Raw genomic sequence first — 19,259 nt, forward strand, 5'->3', positions numbered from 1 at the left:
GGCCGGGGCCCCGGCCCGCGTCGGGCCTGTATTCTCGCGCGAGGCGGCATTCTGAAGCTGTTTCTGCTGCTCTTGCAACTGGGCCATCATCTGCTTCTGCTCTTCCTCGGTCATGGGCCGGATCTGCGACAGCTTTTGCGTGACATCCGTGCGCAGACCGTCCAACAGCCCCTCGAAGAGCTGGAAGGATTCGGTCTTGTATTCGTTCAGCGGGTCACGCTGGGCATAGCCACGGAATCCGACGACCGAGCGCAGATGCTCCAGCGTCACCAGATGCTCGCGCCACTTGGTGTCGATGGTCTGAAGCAGGATCTGCTTTTCGATGTTGCGCATGGTGTCCAGGCCGAACGCCTCGGCCTTTTCATCCATGTACTTGGTCGCCGCCTCTGACAGACGCTCGTGGATGGCGTCGTTGTCGACGCCTTCCTCCTCGGCCCACTCCATGATCGGCACGTCGATGCCCAGCTTTTCGATCACCTCGGCATGGAGGCCCTCGGTATCCCACTGGTCGGCGTAGGACTTGGGCGGCATATGGGCGTCGACCATGTCCTCGATGACCTGCTCGCGCATGTCGCTGACGATCTCCGAGAGGTCCTGCGCCTCCATGATCTCGCGGCGCTGGCCGAAGATCACCTTGCGCTGGTCGTTCATCACGTCATCGAACTTGAGCAGCTGCTTGCGGATGTCGAAATTGCGCCCCTCGACCTTGGCCTGCGCCCGCTCCAAAGACTTGTTAACCCAAGGGTGGACGATGGCCTCGCCCTCTTTCATGCCGAGGCCCGACAGCATCTTGTCGAGCCGTTCCGAGCCGAAGATGCGCATCAGGTCATCCTCGAGCGACAGAAAGAAAGCCGAGCGCCCCGGATCACCCTGCCGGCCCGACCGGCCGCGCAACTGGTTGTCGATGCGGCGGCTCTCGTGCCGCTCGGTGGCCAGAACGAAAAGCCCGCCGGCCTGCTTCACGGCCTCTTCATCGGCCTCATGCTCGGACTCGATGCGCTCGCGGATCGCCTCGGGGTCGCCCTCCGGATCTGCCTCGATGGCCTGCATGACCTGGAAATCGACATTGCCGCCCAGCTTGATGTCGGTGCCGCGTCCGGCCATGTTCGTGGCGATGGTCACGGCGCCCAGCTTGCCGGCGTCGGCGATGATCTGCGCCTCCTGTTCGTGCTGGCGAGCGTTGAGGACGTTGTGTGTGACCCCCACCTCGGTCAGAAGCTGGCTGAGATGCTCGGACTTGTCGATCGAGGTGGTACCCACCAGGATCGGCTGGCCCTTGGCGTTGGCCTCCTTGATGGTCTCGACGATGGCGTCGAACTTCTCCTTGGCGGTGCGATAGACCGCGTCATCGTCGTCGGCCCGGTCGATGGGCTTGTTCGTCGGCACCTCGACAACGCCCAGACCGTAGATTTCCATGAACTCGTCGGCCTCGGTCAGGGCCGTGCCGGTCATGCCCGACAGCTTGTCATAAAGCCGGAAATAGTTCTGGAACGTCACGCTCGCCATGGTGACGTTCTCGGGCTGGATTTCGCAGCCCTCCTTGGCTTCGATGGCCTGGTGCAACCCTTCGGACAGACGCCGGCCGTGCATCATGCGACCGGTGAACTCGTCGATCAGCACGACCTGGCCGTCGCGCACGATATAGTCCTTGTCGCGCGTGAACAGCTTGTGCGCCCGCAGGCCCTGGTTCACATGGTGAACGACGGTGGTGCTTTCGGGATCATAAAGCGACTGCCCCTCGGGCAGGAGCCCGGCCTCAAGTAGGCGCTGCTCGAGAAACTCGTTGCCTTCATCGGTGTAGGTGACACCGCGGGTCTTCTCGTCCAGCTCGTAGTGGTCCTCGGTCAGCTCGGGGATGACCTTGTCGATGGCGACATAGAGGTCGGACCGGTCCTGCGCCGGTCCCGAAATGATCAGCGGGGTGCGCGCCTCGTCGATCAGGATGCTGTCGACCTCGTCAACGATGGCGAAGTTGTGTCCGCGCTGCTTCATTTCCGAAAGCTCGGATTTCATGTTGTCGCGCAGATAGTCGAAGCCCAACTCGTTGTTGGTCGCATAGGTGATGTCGCAGGCGTAGGCTTGCTTCTTTTCGTCCTCGTCCTGCTGCGGGTAGACCACGCCGCAGGTCAGGCCCAACGCCCCGTAGACCTTGCCCATCCACTCGGCATCGCGGCGGGCCAGGTAGTCGTTGACGGTGACAATATGCACGCCCTTGCCGGTCAGCGCGTTGAGATAGGCCGGGAAGGTCGCCACCAGCGTCTTGCCCTCGCCCGTCTTCATTTCCGAGATGTTGCCCTGGTGCAGGAAGATGCCGCCCATCAGCTGTACGTCGAAGGCGCGCAGACCCAGGGCGCGCTTGGCTGCCTCGCGGCAATTGGCGAAGGCCTCGGGCAGGATGTCGTCCAGGCTCTCGCCGTCCTTTGCGCGCCGGGCCAGGTCTTCGGTCCGGGCCTTCAGATCGGCATCGGCGAGCTTTTCGAACTCGGGTTCAAGCGCGTTGATCTTTTCGACGATCGGGCGTGTCGCCTTGATCTTGCGGTCGTTGGCGGTGCCGAAGACCTTTTTCGCGAGTGTTCCGAAACCGAGCATGTTGTCTCCGCGGCCAGGGGCTGGCCTTCGTGGCATCAAAGAATGAGGAGGTTGGTTGTGCCCGCGCGGCACGCCGCCTAAGTTCGGGGCCAAGACCGGCCCCCCTCGGGACCTGAAAGCGATGTAAGGGGCCGCAATTCTAGTGTCAACGCCGCGCACCGACGCGGCAGATAAAGGACGGAGCCACTATGTACGAGAGCCTCAAGATCGCGACCCTGCTGACCGGCCTGGCGCTGCCCACGGGTGCGGCCCTGGCCCAGGACCAGGGCACGAGCTCGGGCGACGTCGCCGCCGACACGGTGGTCGCGACGGTCAACGGGACGGATATCACCCTGGGCGAAATGATCATCACGCGCCAGCAGCTGCCCGAACAGTACCAGGATTTGCCGAACGAGACGCTGTTTTCGGGCATCCTGGACCAGCTGGTTCAGCAGCAGCTTCTGGCCGACGCGCTGGAGGACACGCCCGCGCGCATCGGGATCGCGCTTGCCAACGAGGAACGCGCCCTGCGCGCCGGCGAGGTGGTCCAAGACCTCTACGCCGACGCCGTGACCGAAGAGGCGATCCAGGCCGCTTACGAGGCGCGCGTGGCCGACATGGACGAGAGCATGGAATGGAACGCCTCACACATCCTTGTCGAGACCGAGGAAGAGGCCGCCGAGATCAAGACGCTGGTCGAGGACGGCGCCGATTTCGCCGAAACCGCGCAGGACCGTTCGACCGGGCCGTCGGGCGCCAGCGGCGGTGAACTGGGCTGGTTCGGGCCGGGCCAGATGGTCGCCCCCTTCGAGGAGGCCCTCGGCAGCATGGAAACCGGCGATATCTCGGACCCGGTGCAGACCCAGTTCGGCTGGCATATCGTCAGACTGAACGACACCCGCGCGCAGGAGGCCCCCGGCCTTGACGAGTTGCGCCCGGAAATCGTTAGCCAGTTGCAGCAAGAGGCCGTGCAGGCGCGCTTGGACGAGTTGAGCGAGGCTGCGCAGGTCGACCGCAGCGTGCCCGATCAGGTCGACCCCTCGGTGCTGGGCAACACGGGCCTTCTTGAGGACTGATTCATGGCGAAATCCCCCCTGGCGCCCGCGCGCTTTCCCGACCTGCCGGTCATCGAGGGCGTGCGGTTCGCCAGCGCGGCCGCCGGCGTGCGTTACACCGACCGACCGGATGTGATGCTGGCCGAACTGGCCGGGGGGACGACCATCGCCGGGGTCTTTACCCGCAGCGCCACCCGCGCCGCGCCGGTGCTGGACTGCGAGGCCAAGATCGGCCGGCCGGACACGGGCCGGGCGGCCATCCTGGTGAACTCGGGCAATGCCAATGCCTTTACCGGGGTCGCCGGGGCGGCGGCGGTCGATGCGCTCTGCCAGGGCGTGGCCGAGACGCTGGACCTAGACCCCGGGCGCGTCTTGACTGCCTCGACCGGCGTTATCGGCGAGGTCCTGCCCCACGATCGCATCCTCGACAGCCTGGCCGGGCTGGCCGGGGCGCTGGCGCCTGAGGGGATCGAAGCCGCCGCCAACGCCATCATGACCACAGACACCTTCGCAAAGGGCTCCATGGCCGAGGTCGAGATCGGCGGTCGGCCGGTCCGCATCGCCGGCATCGCCAAGGGATCGGGCATGGTGGCGCCGGACATGGCGACCATGCTGGTCTATATCTTCACCGATGCCCGGATCGGACAGGACCCGTTGCAGACCCTGCTGCGCGCCCTGACCGACCAGACCTTCAATTGCATCACGGTGGACAGCGACACCTCGACCTCGGACACGCTGCTTTGTGCGGCGACCGGGGCCTCGGGCGTGGATGTCACCAACAGCGCCGGTTTCACCAAGGCCCTGCATGATGTGATGCTGGACTTGGCCCAGCAAGTGGTGCGCGATGGCGAGGGGGCCAGCAAGTTCGTCGAGGTTCAGGTCAGCGGGGCCGCGTCGGACGGTGAAGCGAAACAGATCGGCCTGGCCATCGCCAATTCCCCGCTGGTCAAGACGGCCATCGCAGGCGAGGATCCCAACTGGGGCCGCATCGTCATGGCCATCGGCAAGAGTGGCGTGCGCGCCGACCGCGACCGGATCACGATCCAATTCGGCACCATCCTGGTGGCGGAAAAGGGCTGGGTCGCCGAAGGTTATACCGAGGAGGTCGGCGCCGCCTACATGAAAAACGACGAGATCGTGATCGCGGTGGAGCTGGGGCTGGCCGGGGGCATGGCCACGGTCTGGACCTGCGATCTGACCCACGGGTACATCTCGATCAACGCGGATTACCGCTCTTGAAGACGGTTCTTGTGAGTGCCGTCGCCCTTGTCGATATCGACGGGCGGGTGTTGCTCGCGCAGCGCCCCGAGGGCAAGTCGATGGCCGGGATGTGGGAATTCCCCGGCGGCAAGGTCGACCCCGGCGAAACCCCCGAGTCGGCCCTGATCCGCGAATTGCAAGAGGAACTGGGCATCGACACCTGGTCGTCGTGCCTTGCCCCACTGACCTTCGCCAGCCACAGCTATGAAGAGTTCCACCTGCTCATGCCGCTCTTCGCCTGCCGCAAATGGGAGGGGATACCACAGGGCAGGGAAGGTCAGGCGTTGAAATGGGTGCGCCGGACCGAGTTGCGCGACTACCCGATGCCCCCCGCCGATATTCCGCTGCTCCCGATCCTGCGCGACTGGCTCTGAGCCGCCGCCGACCCTTATGACGCAAAAGGGCGCCCACATGGGCGCCCTTCGCATGTCTTGGGTCCGGCAAAGCGTCAGAGGCTGCGCTCGATCTCCTCGCGTTCGAAGATCTCGATCACATCGCCGGGGCGGATGTCCTCGTATTTCTCGAAGGCCATACCGCATTCCTGGCCCGAGATGACCTCGGCCACCTCGTCCTTGAAACGCTTGAGCGTCTTCAGCGTGCCTTCGTGGATCACCACGTCGTCGCGCAGCAGACGCACCCCGGCCGACCGGCGGGCGATGCCTTCGGTGACCAGGCAGCCGGCCACCTTGCCGACGCCCGAGACCTTGAAGACCTCGCGAATCTCGGCGTAGCCGATGAAGTTCTCGCGCACCTCGGCCGAGAGCAGGCCAGAGGCGGCCGCCTTCACGTCGTCCACCAGGTCGTAGATGACCGAGTAGTAGCGGATCTCGACACCCTTTTGGTTGGCCGAGTTGCGCGCCGGGGCGTTGGCCCGGACGTTGAAGCCGATCACCGGGGCGCCCGAGGCTTCGGCCAGGCCGATGTCGGTCTCGGTGATGGCGCCGACACCCGAATGCAGAACCCGCACGCGCACCTCGTCGTTGCCAATCTTCTCCATTGCCTGGATGATCGCCTCGGTCGAGCCCTGGACGTCGGCCTTGACCACGATGGGCAGTTCCTTGACGTTTTTATCTTCCTTGGCCTTGGCCAGCAGCTGGTCCAGCGTGGTTGCAGCGCCGGCGGCAGCGCGCTTATCCTTGGCGGCCTCCTGGCGGTATTCGGCGATCTCGCGGGCCTGGGCCTCGGTCTCGACGACGTTGAGCACGTCGCCCGCCTCGGGCGTGCCGTTCAGGCCAAGCACCTCGACCGGGACCGAAGGCCCGGCCTCCTTGACGCGCTTGCCCTGGTCGTTCTCCATGGCGCGGACCTTGCCCCACTGTTCGCCGACGACGAAGATGTCGCCCTGGCGCAGCGTGCCTTTCTGTACCAGCACGGTGGCGACGGGGCCGCGGCCCACGTCCAGCTGGGCCTCGATCACTGCCCCTTGGGCGGCGCGATCGGGGTTGGCCTTGAGGTCCAGGATCTCGGACTGCAGCGCGATCGCCTCCAGCAATTCATCCAGACCCTGGCCGTTGATCGCCGAGACCTCGACATCCTGCACGTCACCGGACAGCCCCTCGACGATCACCTCGTGCTGAAGCAGGTCGGTGCGCACCTTGTCGGGGTTGGCGTCAGGCTTGTCGCACTTGTTGATGGCGACGATCATGGGGACCTCGGCAGCCTTGGCGTGATTGATCGCCTCGATGGTCTGCGGCATGACCGCATCATCGGCGGCCACCACCAGAACCACGATATCCGTCACGTCCGCCCCGCGCGCCCGCATCGAGGTAAAGGCCGCGTGGCCGGGCGTGTCGAGGAAAGTCAGCACGCTGCCGGAGTCGGTCTGCACCTGGTAGGCCCCGATGTGCTGGGTGATGCCCCCGGCCTCGCCGGCGGTGACGCGAGCGTGGCGGATGGTATCGAGCACCGAGGTCTTGCCATGGTCGACGTGGCCCATCACGGTCACGACCGGCGGACGCGGCTGCATGTCCGCCTCCTTGTCCTCGATCGTGTCGATGACCTGTTCCACGTCCGCATCCGAGACCCGCACGACGCGGTGGCCGAATTCCTCGATGATGAGTTCGGCGGTATCGGCGTCGATGGTCTGGGTCTGGGTCGCCATGATGCCGTTCTGCATCAATGACTTGACAACATCGGCCACCCGTTCGGCCATGCGGTTGGCCAGTTCGCTGACCATGATCGCCTCGGGCAGTTGCACATCGCGGATGACCTTCTCGCGGTCGACCTGGCCACCCATGGCCTTTTGCCGGGCGCGCTCCTGCTTGCGCTTCATCGCCGCCATGGATTTCTGACGTCCGCCCTCGCCGCCGCGCAGCGCCTGGTTCAGCGTGAGCTTGCCCGAACGGCGGCCCTCGTCGCGGCCGCCCTTGCCCTTGGACTGCTTGTTGTCGCGCTCCTTGTCCTTGCGCGGACCGGCGGCGGGCCGACCCCCGCCGCGGGGCTGCTGCTGTTCGGGCGCGGGGGCCGGGGCAGGGTCGGCGGGCGCGGCGGCCTTCCTGGCGTCCTCGGCCTCTTCGCGCTTCTTGCGCTCTTGCTCTTCCTGCTTGGCCTTGAGCGCCTCTTCGCGCTCGCGCTCTTCGCGTTCCTTGGCCTCGACCTCAGCACGGCGGCGCTCGCGCTCGGCGGCGCGGGCCTCTTCCTCTTCTTCGCGTTTCTTGGCGTCCTCGGCCTCCCGTGCTCGGGCGGCTGACAGGGCCTTCATCCGGCGCTCCATCTCGGCATCCGAGATCCCGGCCGGGCGCTTGGACGGGTCCCCGCCGGTCGGGTTCGATGCGCCGCCGCCCGAGCCGCCGGACTTGCCACCCGACGCGCCAGGCTTGGGCGTGACAACGCGCTTGCGCTTCGTTTCGACCACGACATTCTTGGTCCGGCCATGGCTGAAGCTTTGCTTCACACTGCCCGACCGTGGGCCGCCACGCACACCAAGGGGTTTCTTGCCGTCACTATCGCTCATTTGGCTTCTGTATCCTTTCCGGTGGCGCCCGCGCCACCGACGTTTGCCCGCAAACCTTTTAGTCTTGCGGCTTCCTCTACAACACGGTCGCCGAGTCCACCAGAGGCAAGCGCAGCGTGTATCACAGATTGACGCCCGAATGCCAAACCCAATTCGGTTGACGTCAGGCAGTCGAAATAGCGCGCCCCGGTCGGCGTCCAGAGCTTGTCCTTGCCGCGCACCGACCCGTCCGAGGCCTGGAGCAGGGCGCGCACGTTCGCCGTGCCGGCCAGCCAGCCCTTGACCTTCTCGAAGCCGCAAACGGCACCGCCCGCCTTACGAGCGAGTGAGACCGTCCCGATCACGCGGCGGGCCAGCTGACACTCGATCTCGTCGGCCAGTCCGGCCGGCAGCGTCACCTTGCCCTTGGCGGCGCGGGCGAACTGCGCGGGCTTGACCGCCTCGATCACGGCACGGTCGGCGGTCACGTACATCCCGCGCCCGGGCAGCTTGCCCAGGATGTCCGGCACTAAGTCGCCCTCCGGCCCCACGACGAACCGTATCAACCCGGGTTTGGGCGCCGTTTCACCGGTGACGATACACCGGCGTTCGGGTCCGTCCTGTTCCTTGGTGCGACCTCCGCGACCCATCGGCATCCAGAAGGCCCGCGATCAGGCCTCCTGCTCCTCGTCGAGCGCGGCGTCATCCTCGGACCCGGTCTCGAGATCGGCGGGATCGACCCAGCCCAGCATCACGCGCGCGGTCATGACCATGTTCTGCGCCTCTTCCAGGCTGACATCGAAGGGTTCCAACACCCCGTCATCCTTGGTGCGTTCCCCGTCGGTGACGGTCCAGCCGCCAGCCAGTTCCCAGTCGGCGCATGTGGCGAAGTCCTCCAGCGATGTCACGCCGTCCTCGGCCAACGCGAGTATCATCTGGGGGCTCAGCCCCTCGAATTCAACAAGGCTGTCCTGCACGCCCAGTTCGCGCGCGCGTGCCATGGCCTTGGCGTTCTGCTCCTCGAGGTATTCCCGGGCGCGGGCCTGAAGCTCAGTCGCAGTATCCTGATCGACGCCGTCGATGACCAGAAGCTCGTCCAGCTCGACATAGGCAACCTCTTCGAGGTTGGTGAAGCCTTCGGAGACCAGAAGCTGGGCGAAGAACTCGTCCAGGTCCAGCGTGTCCACGAACAGCTTGGTGCGTTCTTCGAACTCGGCCTGGCGGCGCTTGGATTCCTCTTCCTCGGTCATGATATCGATATCCAGCCCGGTCAGCTGGCTGGCCAGGCGGACGTTCTGGCCGCGCCGCCCGATGGCAAGGCTGAGCTGCTCCTCGGGCACGACAACCTCGATGCGCTCGGCCTCCTCGTCGAAGACCACCTTCGAGACCTCGGCCGGTTGCAGCGCGTTGACCAGGAAGGTCGGCATGTCCTCGTTCCAGGGGATGATGTCGATCTTCTCGCCCTGAAGCTCGTTGACCACAGCCTGCACGCGGCTGCCACGCATGCCGACACAGGCGCCGACCGGGTCGATCGAGCCGTCATGGGAAATCACGGCGATCTTGGCGCGGCTGCCGGGATCACGGGCCACCGACTTGATTTCGATGATGCCCTCGTAGATCTCGGGCACTTCCATCTTGAACAGTTCGGCCATGAACTCCGGCGCGGTCCGCGACAAAAAGATTTGCGGGCCTCGCTGCTCACGGCGCACGTCCTTGATGTAAACCCGGACCCGGTCGTTCGGGCGATAGCTTTCGCGGCCGATCTTTTCGTTGCGCCGCAAGACACCCTCGCCCTGGTTCAGGTCGACGATGACATTGCCGTATTCCTCGCGCTTGACCTGAACGTTGAGGACCTGACCGATCCGGTCCTTGAACTCCTCGTACTGCTTTTCACGCTCTGCTTCGCGGACCTTCTGCAGGATGACCTGCTTGGCCGATTGCGCGGCGATGCGACCCATCTCGACCGGGGGAACCTCCTCGACGTAGGTATCGCCGACCTGCGGGTTCTCCAGATACTGCTGCGCCTGATCGACGGTCATCTCGGCCTGGTAATTTTCCAGCTCGTCATCCTCGACAACCGTGCGCACCCGGGTGAACTCGGCGCGTCCGGTCTTGCGGTCGATACTCACGCGGATATCCATCTCGGCCCCGTAGCGGGATTTGGCGGCCCGGGCGAGGGACTCTTCCATGGCCTCGATCACCAGGGCCGGGTCGATCATCTTCTCACGTGCCACCGCCTCGGCGGTCTGCAGCAGTTCCAGCTGGTTGGCAGAGGTAATCGCCATCAGTCTTTCTCCTCATCCGGACCGTCCAGCACGGTCTCCACTTCGTCAAATTGTGTCTCGTCGATCTCGCCGGCATCCTTGCGGCCCTTGAGCACGTCGCGGATCAATTCATCGGTCAGCACCAGCTTGGCATCGCTGAGCCAGTCTAACTGCAACCCGATGGTCACCGATTCGCCATGCTCCTCGATCTCGATCAGGACGTCGTTGCCTTCGGTGCCGTGCAACGTGCCCTTGAAGCGGCGGCGGCCATCGATCAGCTGCTCGGTCTCGATCCGCGCGACATAGCCTGACCACAGGTCAAAATCCTTGAGCCGCGTCAGGGGCCGGTCGATGCCGGGACTGGACACCTCCAGCGTGTAGGCATCCAGAATCGGGTCCTCGACATCCAGAACCGCGCTGATTGCGGTGCTGATCTGGCCGCACTCGTCCACCTCGATGGTGCCATCGGGTTTCTGGACCATGACCTGCAGGGTGCTGTCCTTGCCGGTCATCAGCCGCACGCGCACCACCTCGAAACCCATGTCCTCGACGGTGGGGGTTATGATCTCGTTGATACGGCGATCCATCGCCGAACGGGCAATCAGGTCAGACATGGTATCCAGGCACGGCCTTGCAGGCACAAAAAAAACGGGCGCGCGGCCCGTTCGATCTTTCCGGTGGAGCCTCGGGGGTGGAAGCCGAAGCGCCGCTTTCATGAGGCATATAGGGGCTAAGCCTACCCGACGCAAGAGCCGTCTTGCAGACCCGCGTCCCGGCGGACGGGGGCGAAGGGCAGGGACCGGTCGCACACCCGCGAATCATCCCCCAGACCGCGCGGTCAGCGCCGCGTGGCGATCCGGTCCATGGCGCGGACCAGCTCGGAACTGATACCTGGTTCGGACAGCGCATGACCGGCCTTTGGCACCATGACCAGCCGCCCGGCGGGCCAGGCCTTGGACAGGCGATGCGCCGAGGCGGGCGGGCAGATCATGTCGAACCTGCCCTGCACGATCACGCCAGGGATGCGCGCGATCCGGTCCATCCGGGCGAGAATTGCAGTATCCTGGTTCAGGAAGGCACCGTTATGGAAATAGTGGCATTCAAGCCGCGCGAAGGCCCGCGCATAGTCACCCGGCCCGTCCATCCCGGACCCGTTGCTGTCGATCGAGGCGAGCGCGTTTTCCCAGCCTGCCCAGGCACGGGCATAACGGGTCTGGAGCGCCCGGTCCTCCGAGAACAACCGCCGGTGATAGGCGGCGATCATCCCGTCGCGCTCATCCTCGGGCACAAGGGCGGCGAAGCGATCCCAGAGCTCGGGCCAGAACCGGCCCGCCCCGCCCTCGTAGAACCAGTCAAGCTCGGGCTGGGTGGCCAGGAAAACGCCACGCAGGACCAGATCCCGCACCCGGTCGGGATGTTCCTGCGCATAGACAAGCGCCAGCGTCGCCCCCCAGCTGCCGCCGAAGGCGATCCAGTTTTCGATGCACAGGGTTTCCCGGATATGCTCGATGTCGCGCACAAGATCCCACGTCGTGTTCGCCTGGACGCTGGCATGGGGGCGCGAGCGGCCACAGCCGCGCTGATCGAAGAGGATCACCCGGTAGACGGCCGGGTCGAAGTAGCGCCGCATGGCCGGGCTGCACCCGCCCCCCGGTCCGCCATGCAGAACGACCACCGGCAGGCCCTGGGGATTGCCGCATTGTTCGACGTAGAGGCTATGACCGTCGCTCACCTCCAGCATCCGCTGGTCGAAGGGTTCGACCTGCGGGTACAGATGGGCAGCCGCGCGCCGTTGTTCCGGGACCTTGTCCATGTCCAACCTATATGCAATCGCGGGCAGGATGTCCCGACCGGGCGTGGGATGCCACTTTGGAGAGAACGATGCAAACCGGACCGAACACCATCGACGCAGGCGAAGTCGCCAAGTTCGAGGCCATGGCCGCCGAATGGTGGGACCCGCAAGGCAAGTTCAAGCCGCTGCACATGCTCAATCCCACCCGGCTGGACTACATCACCGGCCAGATCGCCGCCGAGTTCGCGCGCGACCTTTCCGCCGACCGGCCGTTTGCCGGGCTGCGCCTGCTGGATATCGGCTGCGGAGGGGGGCTGCTGTGCGAACCCATGGCGCGGCTGGGCGCGACGGTCGTGGGCGCCGACGCGGCCCCGCGCAACATCGCCGTCGCGCAGATCCATGCCGAGCAATCAGGGCTCGAGATCGACTATCGCCATACGACAGCCGAGGCGCTGGCGGCGGCGGGCGAGGCTTTCGACGTTGTCCTGAACATGGAGGTCGTCGAACACGTCGCCGACCCACAGGCCTATCTGAATGCCTGCCATGATCTTCTCAAACCGGGCGGGCTGCACATCTGTTCGACGATCAACCGCAATCCCAGAAGCTTTGCCAAGGCCATCGTGGGCGCGGAATACGTGATGCGCTGGCTGCCCAAGGGCACGCATGACTGGAAAAAGTTCATCACGCCGGACGAGCTATTCGCCCTGCTTCGCCAGGCCGGGCTGGACCCGGTGGACCGCAAGGGGTTCAGCTTCAACCCGGTGCTCTGGTCCTGGTCGATCTCGGAGCGTGACCTTTCGGTGAACTACGTCACCGCCGCGATACGCCCATCCTGAAGCGGCCCGCGCAGGGCGTTATTCATCAGCCGAAAGGTTGACGCGCAGCGCGCGCAGCACCGGCAGGATCGCGCGGACCTTCTCGGGGCCGACCTCGTCTACCGCCTCGGCGATAATGGGAGCGATGGCGGCCACGGCGGCATCGCGCGCCTTGCGGCCCGCCGGCGAGATCGTCACCATCTTGCGCCGGGCATCGTCCCAGTCGGGCCGGATATGGATATACCCCGCGGCCTCCAGCTTGCGCAGGGTGTTCGTCATGGCCCCGCGCGTCAGGTGAAAGGTGCGCGCCAGTTGCGCCGGGCTTTTTTCGGTCTGGCTGCGCGCCAGATGGTTGAGCACCGAGAAATGGCTCAACTCCATCCCCCGCGGCAAAACCTTCGCGACGTTGTTGCGCGCCAGCTGGTCCACCGTGAGAATCTCGCTGAAAAGGCCGACGGCAAGGCTGTCTGTCTGGGTGCTCATGGTCCCCGGAACGTCCTGTCGCTGTGGATCGCTGGCAAGCGGCTGCGGGTATTTGCCACCTCTTCCAGGTCGATATCAACGGTGAAGACACCCGTTTCCGTGCCTGCGTCCAGCAGAACCTGGCCCCAGGGCGACACGACCATGGCGTGGCCATGGGTCCGGCGCGGGCGGCCGGCGCGGGCCGCATGCGTGCCCGACTGCGCCGCGGCAATGACGAAGGCACCCGTCTCGATGGCGCGGGCACGCAGCAGCGGTTCCCAATGCGCGCGTCCGGTGACGGGCGAAAAGGCCGAGGGCACCAGCAGGACCTCGGCCCCCACCTGCGCCAAGTGTCGGTAGAGATGCCCGAAGCGCAGATCATAGCAGATGGTCAGGCCGAAACAGCCCAGCGGCGTAGGTGCCAGCACCGCGCGGTCGCCCGGGGCATAGCCATCGGATTCACGATATGTCTCGCTCTCCGAGATGGCGACGTCGAACATGTGGATCTTGTCGTAGCGCGCAACGATCTCGCCCGCCGGCGAGACAAGGAAAGACCGATTCACGAATCGGCCTGCGTCGCCGCCTTTCAGCGCGAGAGACCCAATCGACAGCCAGAGGCCCAGATCGCGCGCCTGCGCGCACAGCCCAGCCAGAACCGGATCATCGGCTTCATGGCGCAAGACGCTGTTCTGATGCGCCCGGTCCAGGCTGACGCAATTCGTCACCTCGGGGGTGCAGACGATATCCGCCCCCTGCGCCGCCGCCTGCGTCATCAGATCACTGGCGGTGGCGAGATTGTCAGCGGGATCATCGCTGGCACAAAGCTGGAGAAGCGCGGCTTTCACGCCGCCAGCAGGCCGTCGAGCCTGCCGGCGCGGTCCAGCGCGTAAAGTTCATCACAGCCTCCGACGTGATCGTCGCCCACAAAGATCTGCGGGACGGTATGGCTGCCCCCGGCCCTTTCGAGCATCTCGGCCCGGCGATCCGGGTCGCGCGCGATGTCGATCTCGGAAAAGGCAACGCCCTTCGATTGCAGCAGCCGCTTGGCCGCGTGGCAAAACCCGCACATCGGCGAGGTATAGATTTCGACTGGTTTCATGAGTAGCCCCCGATTGGTTCGCCGCTAACCTATGCCTCTTTGGTGACGCGGGCCAGTGCCAGTACGCAGACCGCGTGTGCACCGGCGGCAAGGCAGGCCTCGGTCGCCGCCGCGAAGGTGGCGCCGCTGGTCATGACATCGTCCACGAGGATCACCTGCCGCCCCTGCACCTGCGCACCGCGGCAGTCGTGGGCCACGATGGCGCCCGCCAGGCTTTGAAAGCGTGCCTCGCGGTCGTGGCCATCAAGCGGGGCCGTGGCCTTTCGGCGCACCAGCACGTCGGGCATGTAATCGGCGGGGGCCAACTCGGACAGGCGCTGGGCCAGCACGGCAGACTGGTTGTACTTGCGCCGTGCCAGCCTGCGCCAGTGCAGCGGCACTGGCACCAGCGCCGGACGCTCCGACCAGACCGGGCGCGCGGCGCGCAGCAGCCAGGGCGCGGCGACCCGCGCCAGGTCGAGCCTGTCGCCATGTTTGAGCTGCAGCACCATGCGCCGCCCGGTGTCGCGATAGGCGAAGGCCGCGCGCCCCCGCTGCCAGGGCCGGGCAATCGCAAGGCAATCGTCGCAGAGCGCATCGCTTTCCCCCGGGGTGCCGGGTTGGCCCGGCAGCGGGGCGCCGCAGGCATCGCAGGTCAGACCCTCGATGAAGGGGGTATCGCGCCAGCACGCCCCGCAGAGCGAGAACGCGACCGCCGTGCGCGCATCGCACATGGCGCACTGCGGCGGATAGACCGCCTCGACAAGGCTTTGAATTGCTGCCCGTATCATCTAGATCGCCCCTCATGACCCAGCCGCCCCGCCTGACCGACCGCGAGACCCTCGAGAGGATGCGCCGCCGCGCCGCACAGTTCGGCCCGGTGCTGTTCCTGCAAGACGCGGCCGCCGACGAAGTTCAGGAGAGGCTGGCCATGGTTAACAGGGGGTTCACGCGGCCGGCAGTCGTCACCCCCTGGCCCGCGGTGTGGCACGCGCGCCTGCCCGAGGCCCGGGTCATTCATGACACCGAGGTGCTCGAGCTAGTTGAAGGGGGCCATGACCTGATCGTGCACGCGTTGTGCCTGCACTGGGCGGATGATCCTGTTGGCCAGCTTGTCCAGTGCCGCCGTGCGCTGGCGCCGGACGGCCTGCTGCTGGTGACGCTGTTCGGCGGCCAGACACTGCACGAGCTGCGCAGCGCCCTGGCCGAGGCCGAATCCCGGGTCACCGGCGGACTGTCCCCGCGCGTATTGCCCATGGGCGAGGTGCGCGATCTTGGCGGTCTTCTGCAAAGGGCGGGCCTTGCTCTGCCCGTGGCCGATACCCTGCCCCTGCGGTGCAGCTATCGCGACGTGATGCACCTGGTGCACGAGTTGCGCGGCATGGGCGAGACGAACGCGATGCAGTCCCGTCACCGCGCGCCCCTGCGCCGCGACATCCTGCCACGCCTTCAGCAGGTCTATCATGACGCCTATGCCGACCCGGACGGACGCCTGCCGGCCACCTTCGAGATCGTCACGCTGACCGGCTGGGCGCCCAGCGCGGATCAGCAAAAGCCCCTGCGGCCCGGCTCGGCGTCGCACCGGCTGGCCGATGCGCTGGGCGCGCAAGAGGTGCCACTCAAGGACGCAGGTGATTGACCCGCCGTGCAGACACGCTAAGCCAAGATCAAACAATTCCAGGACACCCAGACCTATGACCCAGACCGAGGCCACATGCCCCGCCCATGCCCCCGCGGACCATCCCAAGATCAAGCCTGCCAAGGTGGGGGTCCTCCTGGCCAATCTCGGGACGCCGGATCACTATAGCTATTGGCCCATGCGGCGGTATCTGAACGAGTTCCTGTCCGACAAGCGCGTGGTCGACTATTCGGCCTGGCTCTGGCAGCCGCTGCTGCAGCTGGTCATCCTGAGCAAACGGCCCTTTGCCAGCGGTGCCGCTTACAAGTCCATCTGGAACGAAGCGGCCGACGAAAGCCCCCTTCTGACCATCACCAAGGACCAGACCGCCGCGATGAAGGCGCGCCTGAAGGAGCGGTTCGGCGACGATGTCATGGTCGATTTCTGCATGCGCTACGGCAACCCTTCGACCAAGACCAAGGTGCGCGAGATGGTCGAGGCAGGCTGCACCCGGATCCTGTTCTTCCCGCTCTATCCGCATTACGCGGGGGCCACCTCGGCCACGGCTAACGATCAGTTCTTTCGCGCCCTGATGGACGAGAAGTGGCAGCCCATCGCCCGCGTTGTGCCCCCCTATTTCGACGAGCCGGCCTATATCGAGGCGCTCGCGCAATCCGTCGAACGGGCCTACGCGGAAAAGGAAGACAGGCCCGAGATTCTGGTCTGTTCCTATCACGGGATGCCGCAGCGCTACCTGACCGAGGGTGACCCCTATCACTGCCAGTGTCAGAAGACGACGCGGCTGCTCAAGGAACGGCTGGGCTGGGACGACACGCAGATCACAACGACCTTCCAGTCCGTCTTCGGCCCCGAGCAGTGGCTGCGGCCTTACACGGTCGAAGAGGTCGCGCGGCTGGCCGAAGAGGACGGCAAGAAGAAGATCGCCGTGATCGCCCCGGCCTTCTCCGCCGATTGCATCGAGACGCTGGAAGAGATCAACGAGGAGATCAAGGAAAGCTTCGAGGAGGCGGGCGGCGAGGATTTCACCTATATCCCCTGCCTGAATGCCGACGATGCCCATATGGACGCACTGGCCGGCGTGGTCGAACGCGAACTGCGCGGCTGGCTGGACCGGGGCTGAACCGCGTCACAGAAGCAAGCCCAGAACGAAGAAACGCCGCTGGATATCCAGCGGCGTTTCCGATTTTCTAGACCTTTCGGTCGGGATCAGTCGGCCGACGCAGCAGCCGCGATCAGCGCGACCAGGATGAGCGGCACGATCAGGTTGGAGGACGAGCCAGCGGTGGTCTCTTCCTCGACGACGACAGGCTCCATCTCGACGACGGGCTCTTCCATCCCGCCGGCGAAGGCGGTCGAAGCGGTGCCGGCGAAAACAGCGGCGAGTGCGATCTTTTTCATGTTCATTCTCCAGTTTTTGCCCAAGGCAATGATGTTGAGGAACGCCAAGGGCACCCAAGACTTACCTCGTGGTTGCCGATAAAGCAGCATTTGCTCCGAAACGCAAAGCGCATTGCGGTGTTTCTGCGTCCTCGGTCCGTCTTGTCGTCAAATCAGCAACACCTGGGTCCCGACATCGGCGAATCCGAACAACTCCTGGATGTGCTCATTGTACAGCCCGATGCAACCGTTCGATGACCGGCGCCCGATCTTGCGCGTGTCATGGGTGCCATGGATACGATAATAGGTCCAGGATAGGTAGAGCGCATGCGTGCCGAGCGGATTGTCCGGCCCCGGGCCGACATAGTCGGGCCACTCGGGGTTGCGTTCCTTCATGGCCGGAGTCGGGCGCCAGCTGGGCCCCTCGACCTTGCGCACGACCTCGGTGCGGCCGCGCCGGGTCAGGTCTTCGGTCAGCGGCACGCTGGTGGGATAGAGCTTGTAGAGGCTCTCGTCCTCGGACCAGTAGTGCAAAGCGCGGCTTTGCACGTCGACCAGAATCGCCCCACGGCGCAGAGTGCTGAAATAGGGACGCCAGTCGAGCTGACGGAAGCTGGACACATTACGCCGCGTGGACTGCGAGACATCGCCCTCCATCTCGGTCGTGTTCCTGGTTTGCGCGACTGCGCCGGTCCCGGCCAACGCGGCCGACCCCGCCAGAAAGCTGCGGCGGCTCAGGCTGCCAAAGGGGTTTGCTGACATCGTTGTTCTCCAACCCGGTCACGTCTCGTGACGTTGTGTATGGCGCATTTGCCGCGTTCGCAAATCAAACAACCGTCATGCGACCGTCTTCACGCCGATGTGGGTTTGAATCGTGACGGCCCGCAGGCTATGCCCCTGCGAAATCGGACAAGGAGTCCCCGATGCGCCGCCTTTTCGCCCTTTTTTCGATCCTGCTGTCCGGGCTGGCCGCCTGCGCCCCCGTCGATCCCGGCCGGATCGGCCCCGACGGCCTGCCGTTGCCGCAGGTCTACCGCATTGATGAGGACAACCGCGCCAAGATCCAGTTTCGCATGCTCGACAGCCTCAACGCGCTGCGCGATGCCGCCGGGGCACCGCCGGTGACGCTGAACGCCCGGCTCAACGCCGCCGCCGCGACGCATTCGCGCGACATGGCCGTGCAGAACCGGCCTTGGCATTTCGGGTCGGACGGGTCCTCGCCGCTGGAGAGGCTGCGCCGGGTCGGCTACACGGGGCAACTGCGCGGCGAGACGATTTCCGAGACCTTCGAAACCGAGTTGCAGACCCTCGCCGCCTGGATGGAGGCCCCTGAGACCCGCGCGGTTCTGCTGGACAGCGCGGCCAGCGAAATGGGCTTTGCCTGGTTCCAGGAGGAGAACGGCAAGATCTGGTGGACGCTGGTTCTGGGCGACGGCACCCGCACCGGCCCGGTGCCTGAACAGAACCCGGTGCCAGACCTTCAGGGGTAGATCATGATCGGCGTGCCGACATCGACCATGGCGTAGATGTCCTCGATCTCGCGGTTGGTCACGGCGATGCAGCCGGCCGTCCAGTCCGCGTCGCCTCGGTTCAGGCGGGGCGTGCCGTGGATGAAGATGTCGCCCCCCGGAGACAGGCCCAGCGCCCGGGCCTTGGCACGATCGGCGTCGTTCGGATAGGAAATGCCGACCGACAGGTGAAAACTGCTGTTCGGGTTCTTGCGGTCGATCAGATAGGCGCCCTCGGGCGTGCGCCCGTCCCCCTCGACCTGTTTGTGCCCTTCCGGGGCAAAGCCCAGTTCGAAATCGAAGGCACGCAGAACCTCCGCCTCGTGCAGCAGGTAGAGCCTGCGTCGCCTCTTGTAGAGGACCACACGGGTGACGGGCGGCCCGTCATAGCTGCGAAACTTTGACGAACAGGCCGACAGGGCTGCCATGCAGGCGCCGGCCAGGAAGACGCGTCTTTTGATCATGACTGCCCGATACTGCGGTTCTTGTTTGCGTTATGATACCAAGGC

At 65.4% G+C, this 19,259-nt stretch carries 20 protein-coding genes; 7 read left to right on the forward strand and 13 right to left on the reverse strand.

Annotated features, from left to right (window positions below; translation table 11 throughout):
* Positions 1-2,589, reverse strand: a 2,589-nt coding sequence (gene secA / locus ACH107_RS03650; protein WP_412504693.1) for a preprotein translocase subunit SecA, incomplete at its 3' end; no start/stop codon positions are given.
* Positions 2,590-2,777: 188 nt separating this feature from the next.
* On the opposite strand from secA, the gene ACH107_RS03655 reads away from it, so the two are divergent.
* From ACH107_RS03655 to mutT, 3 genes are read left to right on the forward strand one after another with little or no spacing between them, the layout of a single operon-like run.
* Positions 2,778-3,644 carry a peptidylprolyl isomerase gene (locus tag ACH107_RS03655; protein ID WP_412504694.1) on the forward strand — a complete coding sequence of 289 codons (867 nt, stop codon included), beginning with the start codon at positions 2,778-2,780 and terminating at the stop codon, positions 3,642-3,644.
* A gap of 3 nt (positions 3,645-3,647) precedes the next feature.
* Positions 3,648-4,862 (forward strand): bifunctional glutamate N-acetyltransferase/amino-acid acetyltransferase ArgJ, encoded by a 1,215-nt coding sequence (gene argJ, locus ACH107_RS03660; RefSeq protein WP_412504695.1) that lies wholly within the window; start codon positions 3,648-3,650, stop codon positions 4,860-4,862.
* Complete coding sequence (mutT, locus tag ACH107_RS03665; RefSeq protein ID WP_310690032.1) at positions 4,859-5,257, forward strand: 8-oxo-dGTP diphosphatase MutT; 399 nt, start codon at positions 4,859-4,861, stop codon at positions 5,255-5,257. Before argJ ends, mutT begins: the two co-directional genes overlap by 4 nt.
* Before the next feature lie 74 nt (positions 5,258-5,331).
* Here mutT and infB read toward each other — a convergent pair whose 3' ends face one another.
* From infB to pip, 5 genes are all read right to left on the reverse strand, one after another.
* The gene (infB, locus tag ACH107_RS03670) at positions 5,332-7,836 is read right to left on the reverse strand and encodes a translation initiation factor IF-2 (protein ID WP_310690033.1); all 2,505 of its coding nucleotides are present in this window, start codon (positions 7,834-7,836) and stop codon (positions 5,332-5,334) included.
* On the reverse strand, positions 7,833-8,465 hold the full coding sequence (locus tag ACH107_RS03675; RefSeq protein ID WP_412504725.1) for an RNA-binding protein: 633 nt from the start codon (positions 8,463-8,465) through the stop codon (positions 7,833-7,835). The genes infB and ACH107_RS03675 overlap by 4 nt, the downstream gene beginning before the upstream one ends.
* A gap of 21 nt (positions 8,466-8,486) precedes the next feature.
* Complete coding sequence (nusA, locus tag ACH107_RS03680; RefSeq protein ID WP_412504696.1) at positions 8,487-10,100, reverse strand: transcription termination factor NusA; 1,614 nt, start codon at positions 10,098-10,100, stop codon at positions 8,487-8,489.
* Positions 10,100-10,693 (reverse strand): ribosome maturation factor RimP, encoded by a 594-nt coding sequence (gene rimP, locus ACH107_RS03685; RefSeq protein ID WP_310690035.1) that lies wholly within the window; start codon positions 10,691-10,693, stop codon positions 10,100-10,102. The genes nusA and rimP overlap by 1 nt, the downstream gene beginning before the upstream one ends.
* A 224-nt stretch (positions 10,694-10,917) precedes the next feature.
* The gene (gene pip / locus ACH107_RS03690) at positions 10,918-11,892 is read right to left on the reverse strand and encodes a prolyl aminopeptidase (protein ID WP_412504697.1); all 975 of its coding nucleotides are present in this window, start codon (positions 11,890-11,892) and stop codon (positions 10,918-10,920) included.
* 68 nt (positions 11,893-11,960) lie between these two features.
* Here pip and ubiG point away from each other — a divergent pair, with 68 nt between their 5' ends.
* On the forward strand, positions 11,961-12,707 hold the full coding sequence (ubiG, locus tag ACH107_RS03695) for a bifunctional 2-polyprenyl-6-hydroxyphenol methylase/3-demethylubiquinol 3-O-methyltransferase UbiG (protein ID WP_412504698.1): 747 nt from the start codon (positions 11,961-11,963) through the stop codon (positions 12,705-12,707).
* Positions 12,708-12,725: 18 nt separating this feature from the next.
* Here ubiG and ACH107_RS03700 read toward each other — a convergent pair whose 3' ends face one another.
* The 4 genes from ACH107_RS03700 to ACH107_RS03715 are packed head-to-tail and all read right to left on the reverse strand — an operon-like array spanning position 12,726 to position 15,017.
* Positions 12,726-13,169 (reverse strand): MarR family winged helix-turn-helix transcriptional regulator, encoded by a 444-nt coding sequence (locus tag ACH107_RS03700; protein ID WP_310690038.1) that lies wholly within the window; start codon positions 13,167-13,169, stop codon positions 12,726-12,728.
* Complete coding sequence (locus ACH107_RS03705) at positions 13,166-13,993, reverse strand: carbon-nitrogen hydrolase family protein (RefSeq protein ID WP_310690039.1); 828 nt, start codon at positions 13,991-13,993, stop codon at positions 13,166-13,168. The genes ACH107_RS03700 and ACH107_RS03705 overlap by 4 nt, the downstream gene beginning before the upstream one ends.
* A complete protein-coding gene (grxC, locus tag ACH107_RS03710; protein WP_310690040.1) occupies positions 13,990-14,247 on the reverse strand; it encodes a glutaredoxin 3 in 258 nt (85 codons plus the stop codon). The genes ACH107_RS03705 and grxC overlap by 4 nt, the downstream gene beginning before the upstream one ends.
* Positions 14,248-14,276: 29 nt before the next feature.
* The gene (locus tag ACH107_RS03715; protein ID WP_412504699.1) at positions 14,277-15,017 is read right to left on the reverse strand and encodes a double zinc ribbon domain-containing protein; all 741 of its coding nucleotides are present in this window, start codon (positions 15,015-15,017) and stop codon (positions 14,277-14,279) included.
* Between the two features lie 14 nt (positions 15,018-15,031).
* Here ACH107_RS03715 and ACH107_RS03720 point away from each other — a divergent pair, with 14 nt between their 5' ends.
* Positions 15,032-15,865, forward strand: coding sequence for an SAM-dependent methyltransferase (locus tag ACH107_RS03720; RefSeq protein WP_310690042.1), 834 nt, complete (start codon positions 15,032-15,034; stop codon positions 15,863-15,865).
* Between the two features lie 55 nt (positions 15,866-15,920).
* On the forward strand, positions 15,921-16,985 hold the full coding sequence (gene hemH, locus ACH107_RS03725) for a ferrochelatase (RefSeq protein ID WP_310690043.1): 1,065 nt from the start codon (positions 15,921-15,923) through the stop codon (positions 16,983-16,985).
* A gap of 86 nt (positions 16,986-17,071) precedes the next feature.
* Here hemH and ACH107_RS03730 read toward each other — a convergent pair whose 3' ends face one another.
* Together ACH107_RS03730 and ACH107_RS03735 are read right to left on the reverse strand one after the other, a co-directional pair.
* The gene (locus ACH107_RS03730) at positions 17,072-17,263 is read right to left on the reverse strand and encodes a hypothetical protein (protein WP_310702608.1); all 192 of its coding nucleotides are present in this window, start codon (positions 17,261-17,263) and stop codon (positions 17,072-17,074) included.
* Between the two features lie 147 nt (positions 17,264-17,410).
* Entirely contained in the window at positions 17,411-18,004 is a 594-nt protein-coding gene (locus ACH107_RS03735; protein WP_310690045.1) for a L,D-transpeptidase family protein, read from the reverse strand.
* A 161-nt stretch (positions 18,005-18,165) separates the two neighbouring features.
* Here ACH107_RS03735 and ACH107_RS03740 point away from each other — a divergent pair, with 161 nt between their 5' ends.
* The gene (locus tag ACH107_RS03740; protein ID WP_412504700.1) at positions 18,166-18,732 is read left to right on the forward strand and encodes a CAP domain-containing protein; all 567 of its coding nucleotides are present in this window, start codon (positions 18,166-18,168) and stop codon (positions 18,730-18,732) included.
* Here ACH107_RS03740 and ACH107_RS03745 read toward each other — a convergent pair.
* On the reverse strand, positions 18,723-19,214 hold the full coding sequence (locus ACH107_RS03745) for a L,D-transpeptidase family protein (protein WP_310690047.1): 492 nt from the start codon (positions 19,212-19,214) through the stop codon (positions 18,723-18,725). The two genes, ACH107_RS03740 and ACH107_RS03745, sit on opposite strands and share 10 nt — an antisense overlap.
* Positions 19,215-19,259 lie beyond the last annotated feature (45 nt).

Source organism: Roseovarius halophilus (ex Wu et al. 2025) (assembly GCF_047086965.1).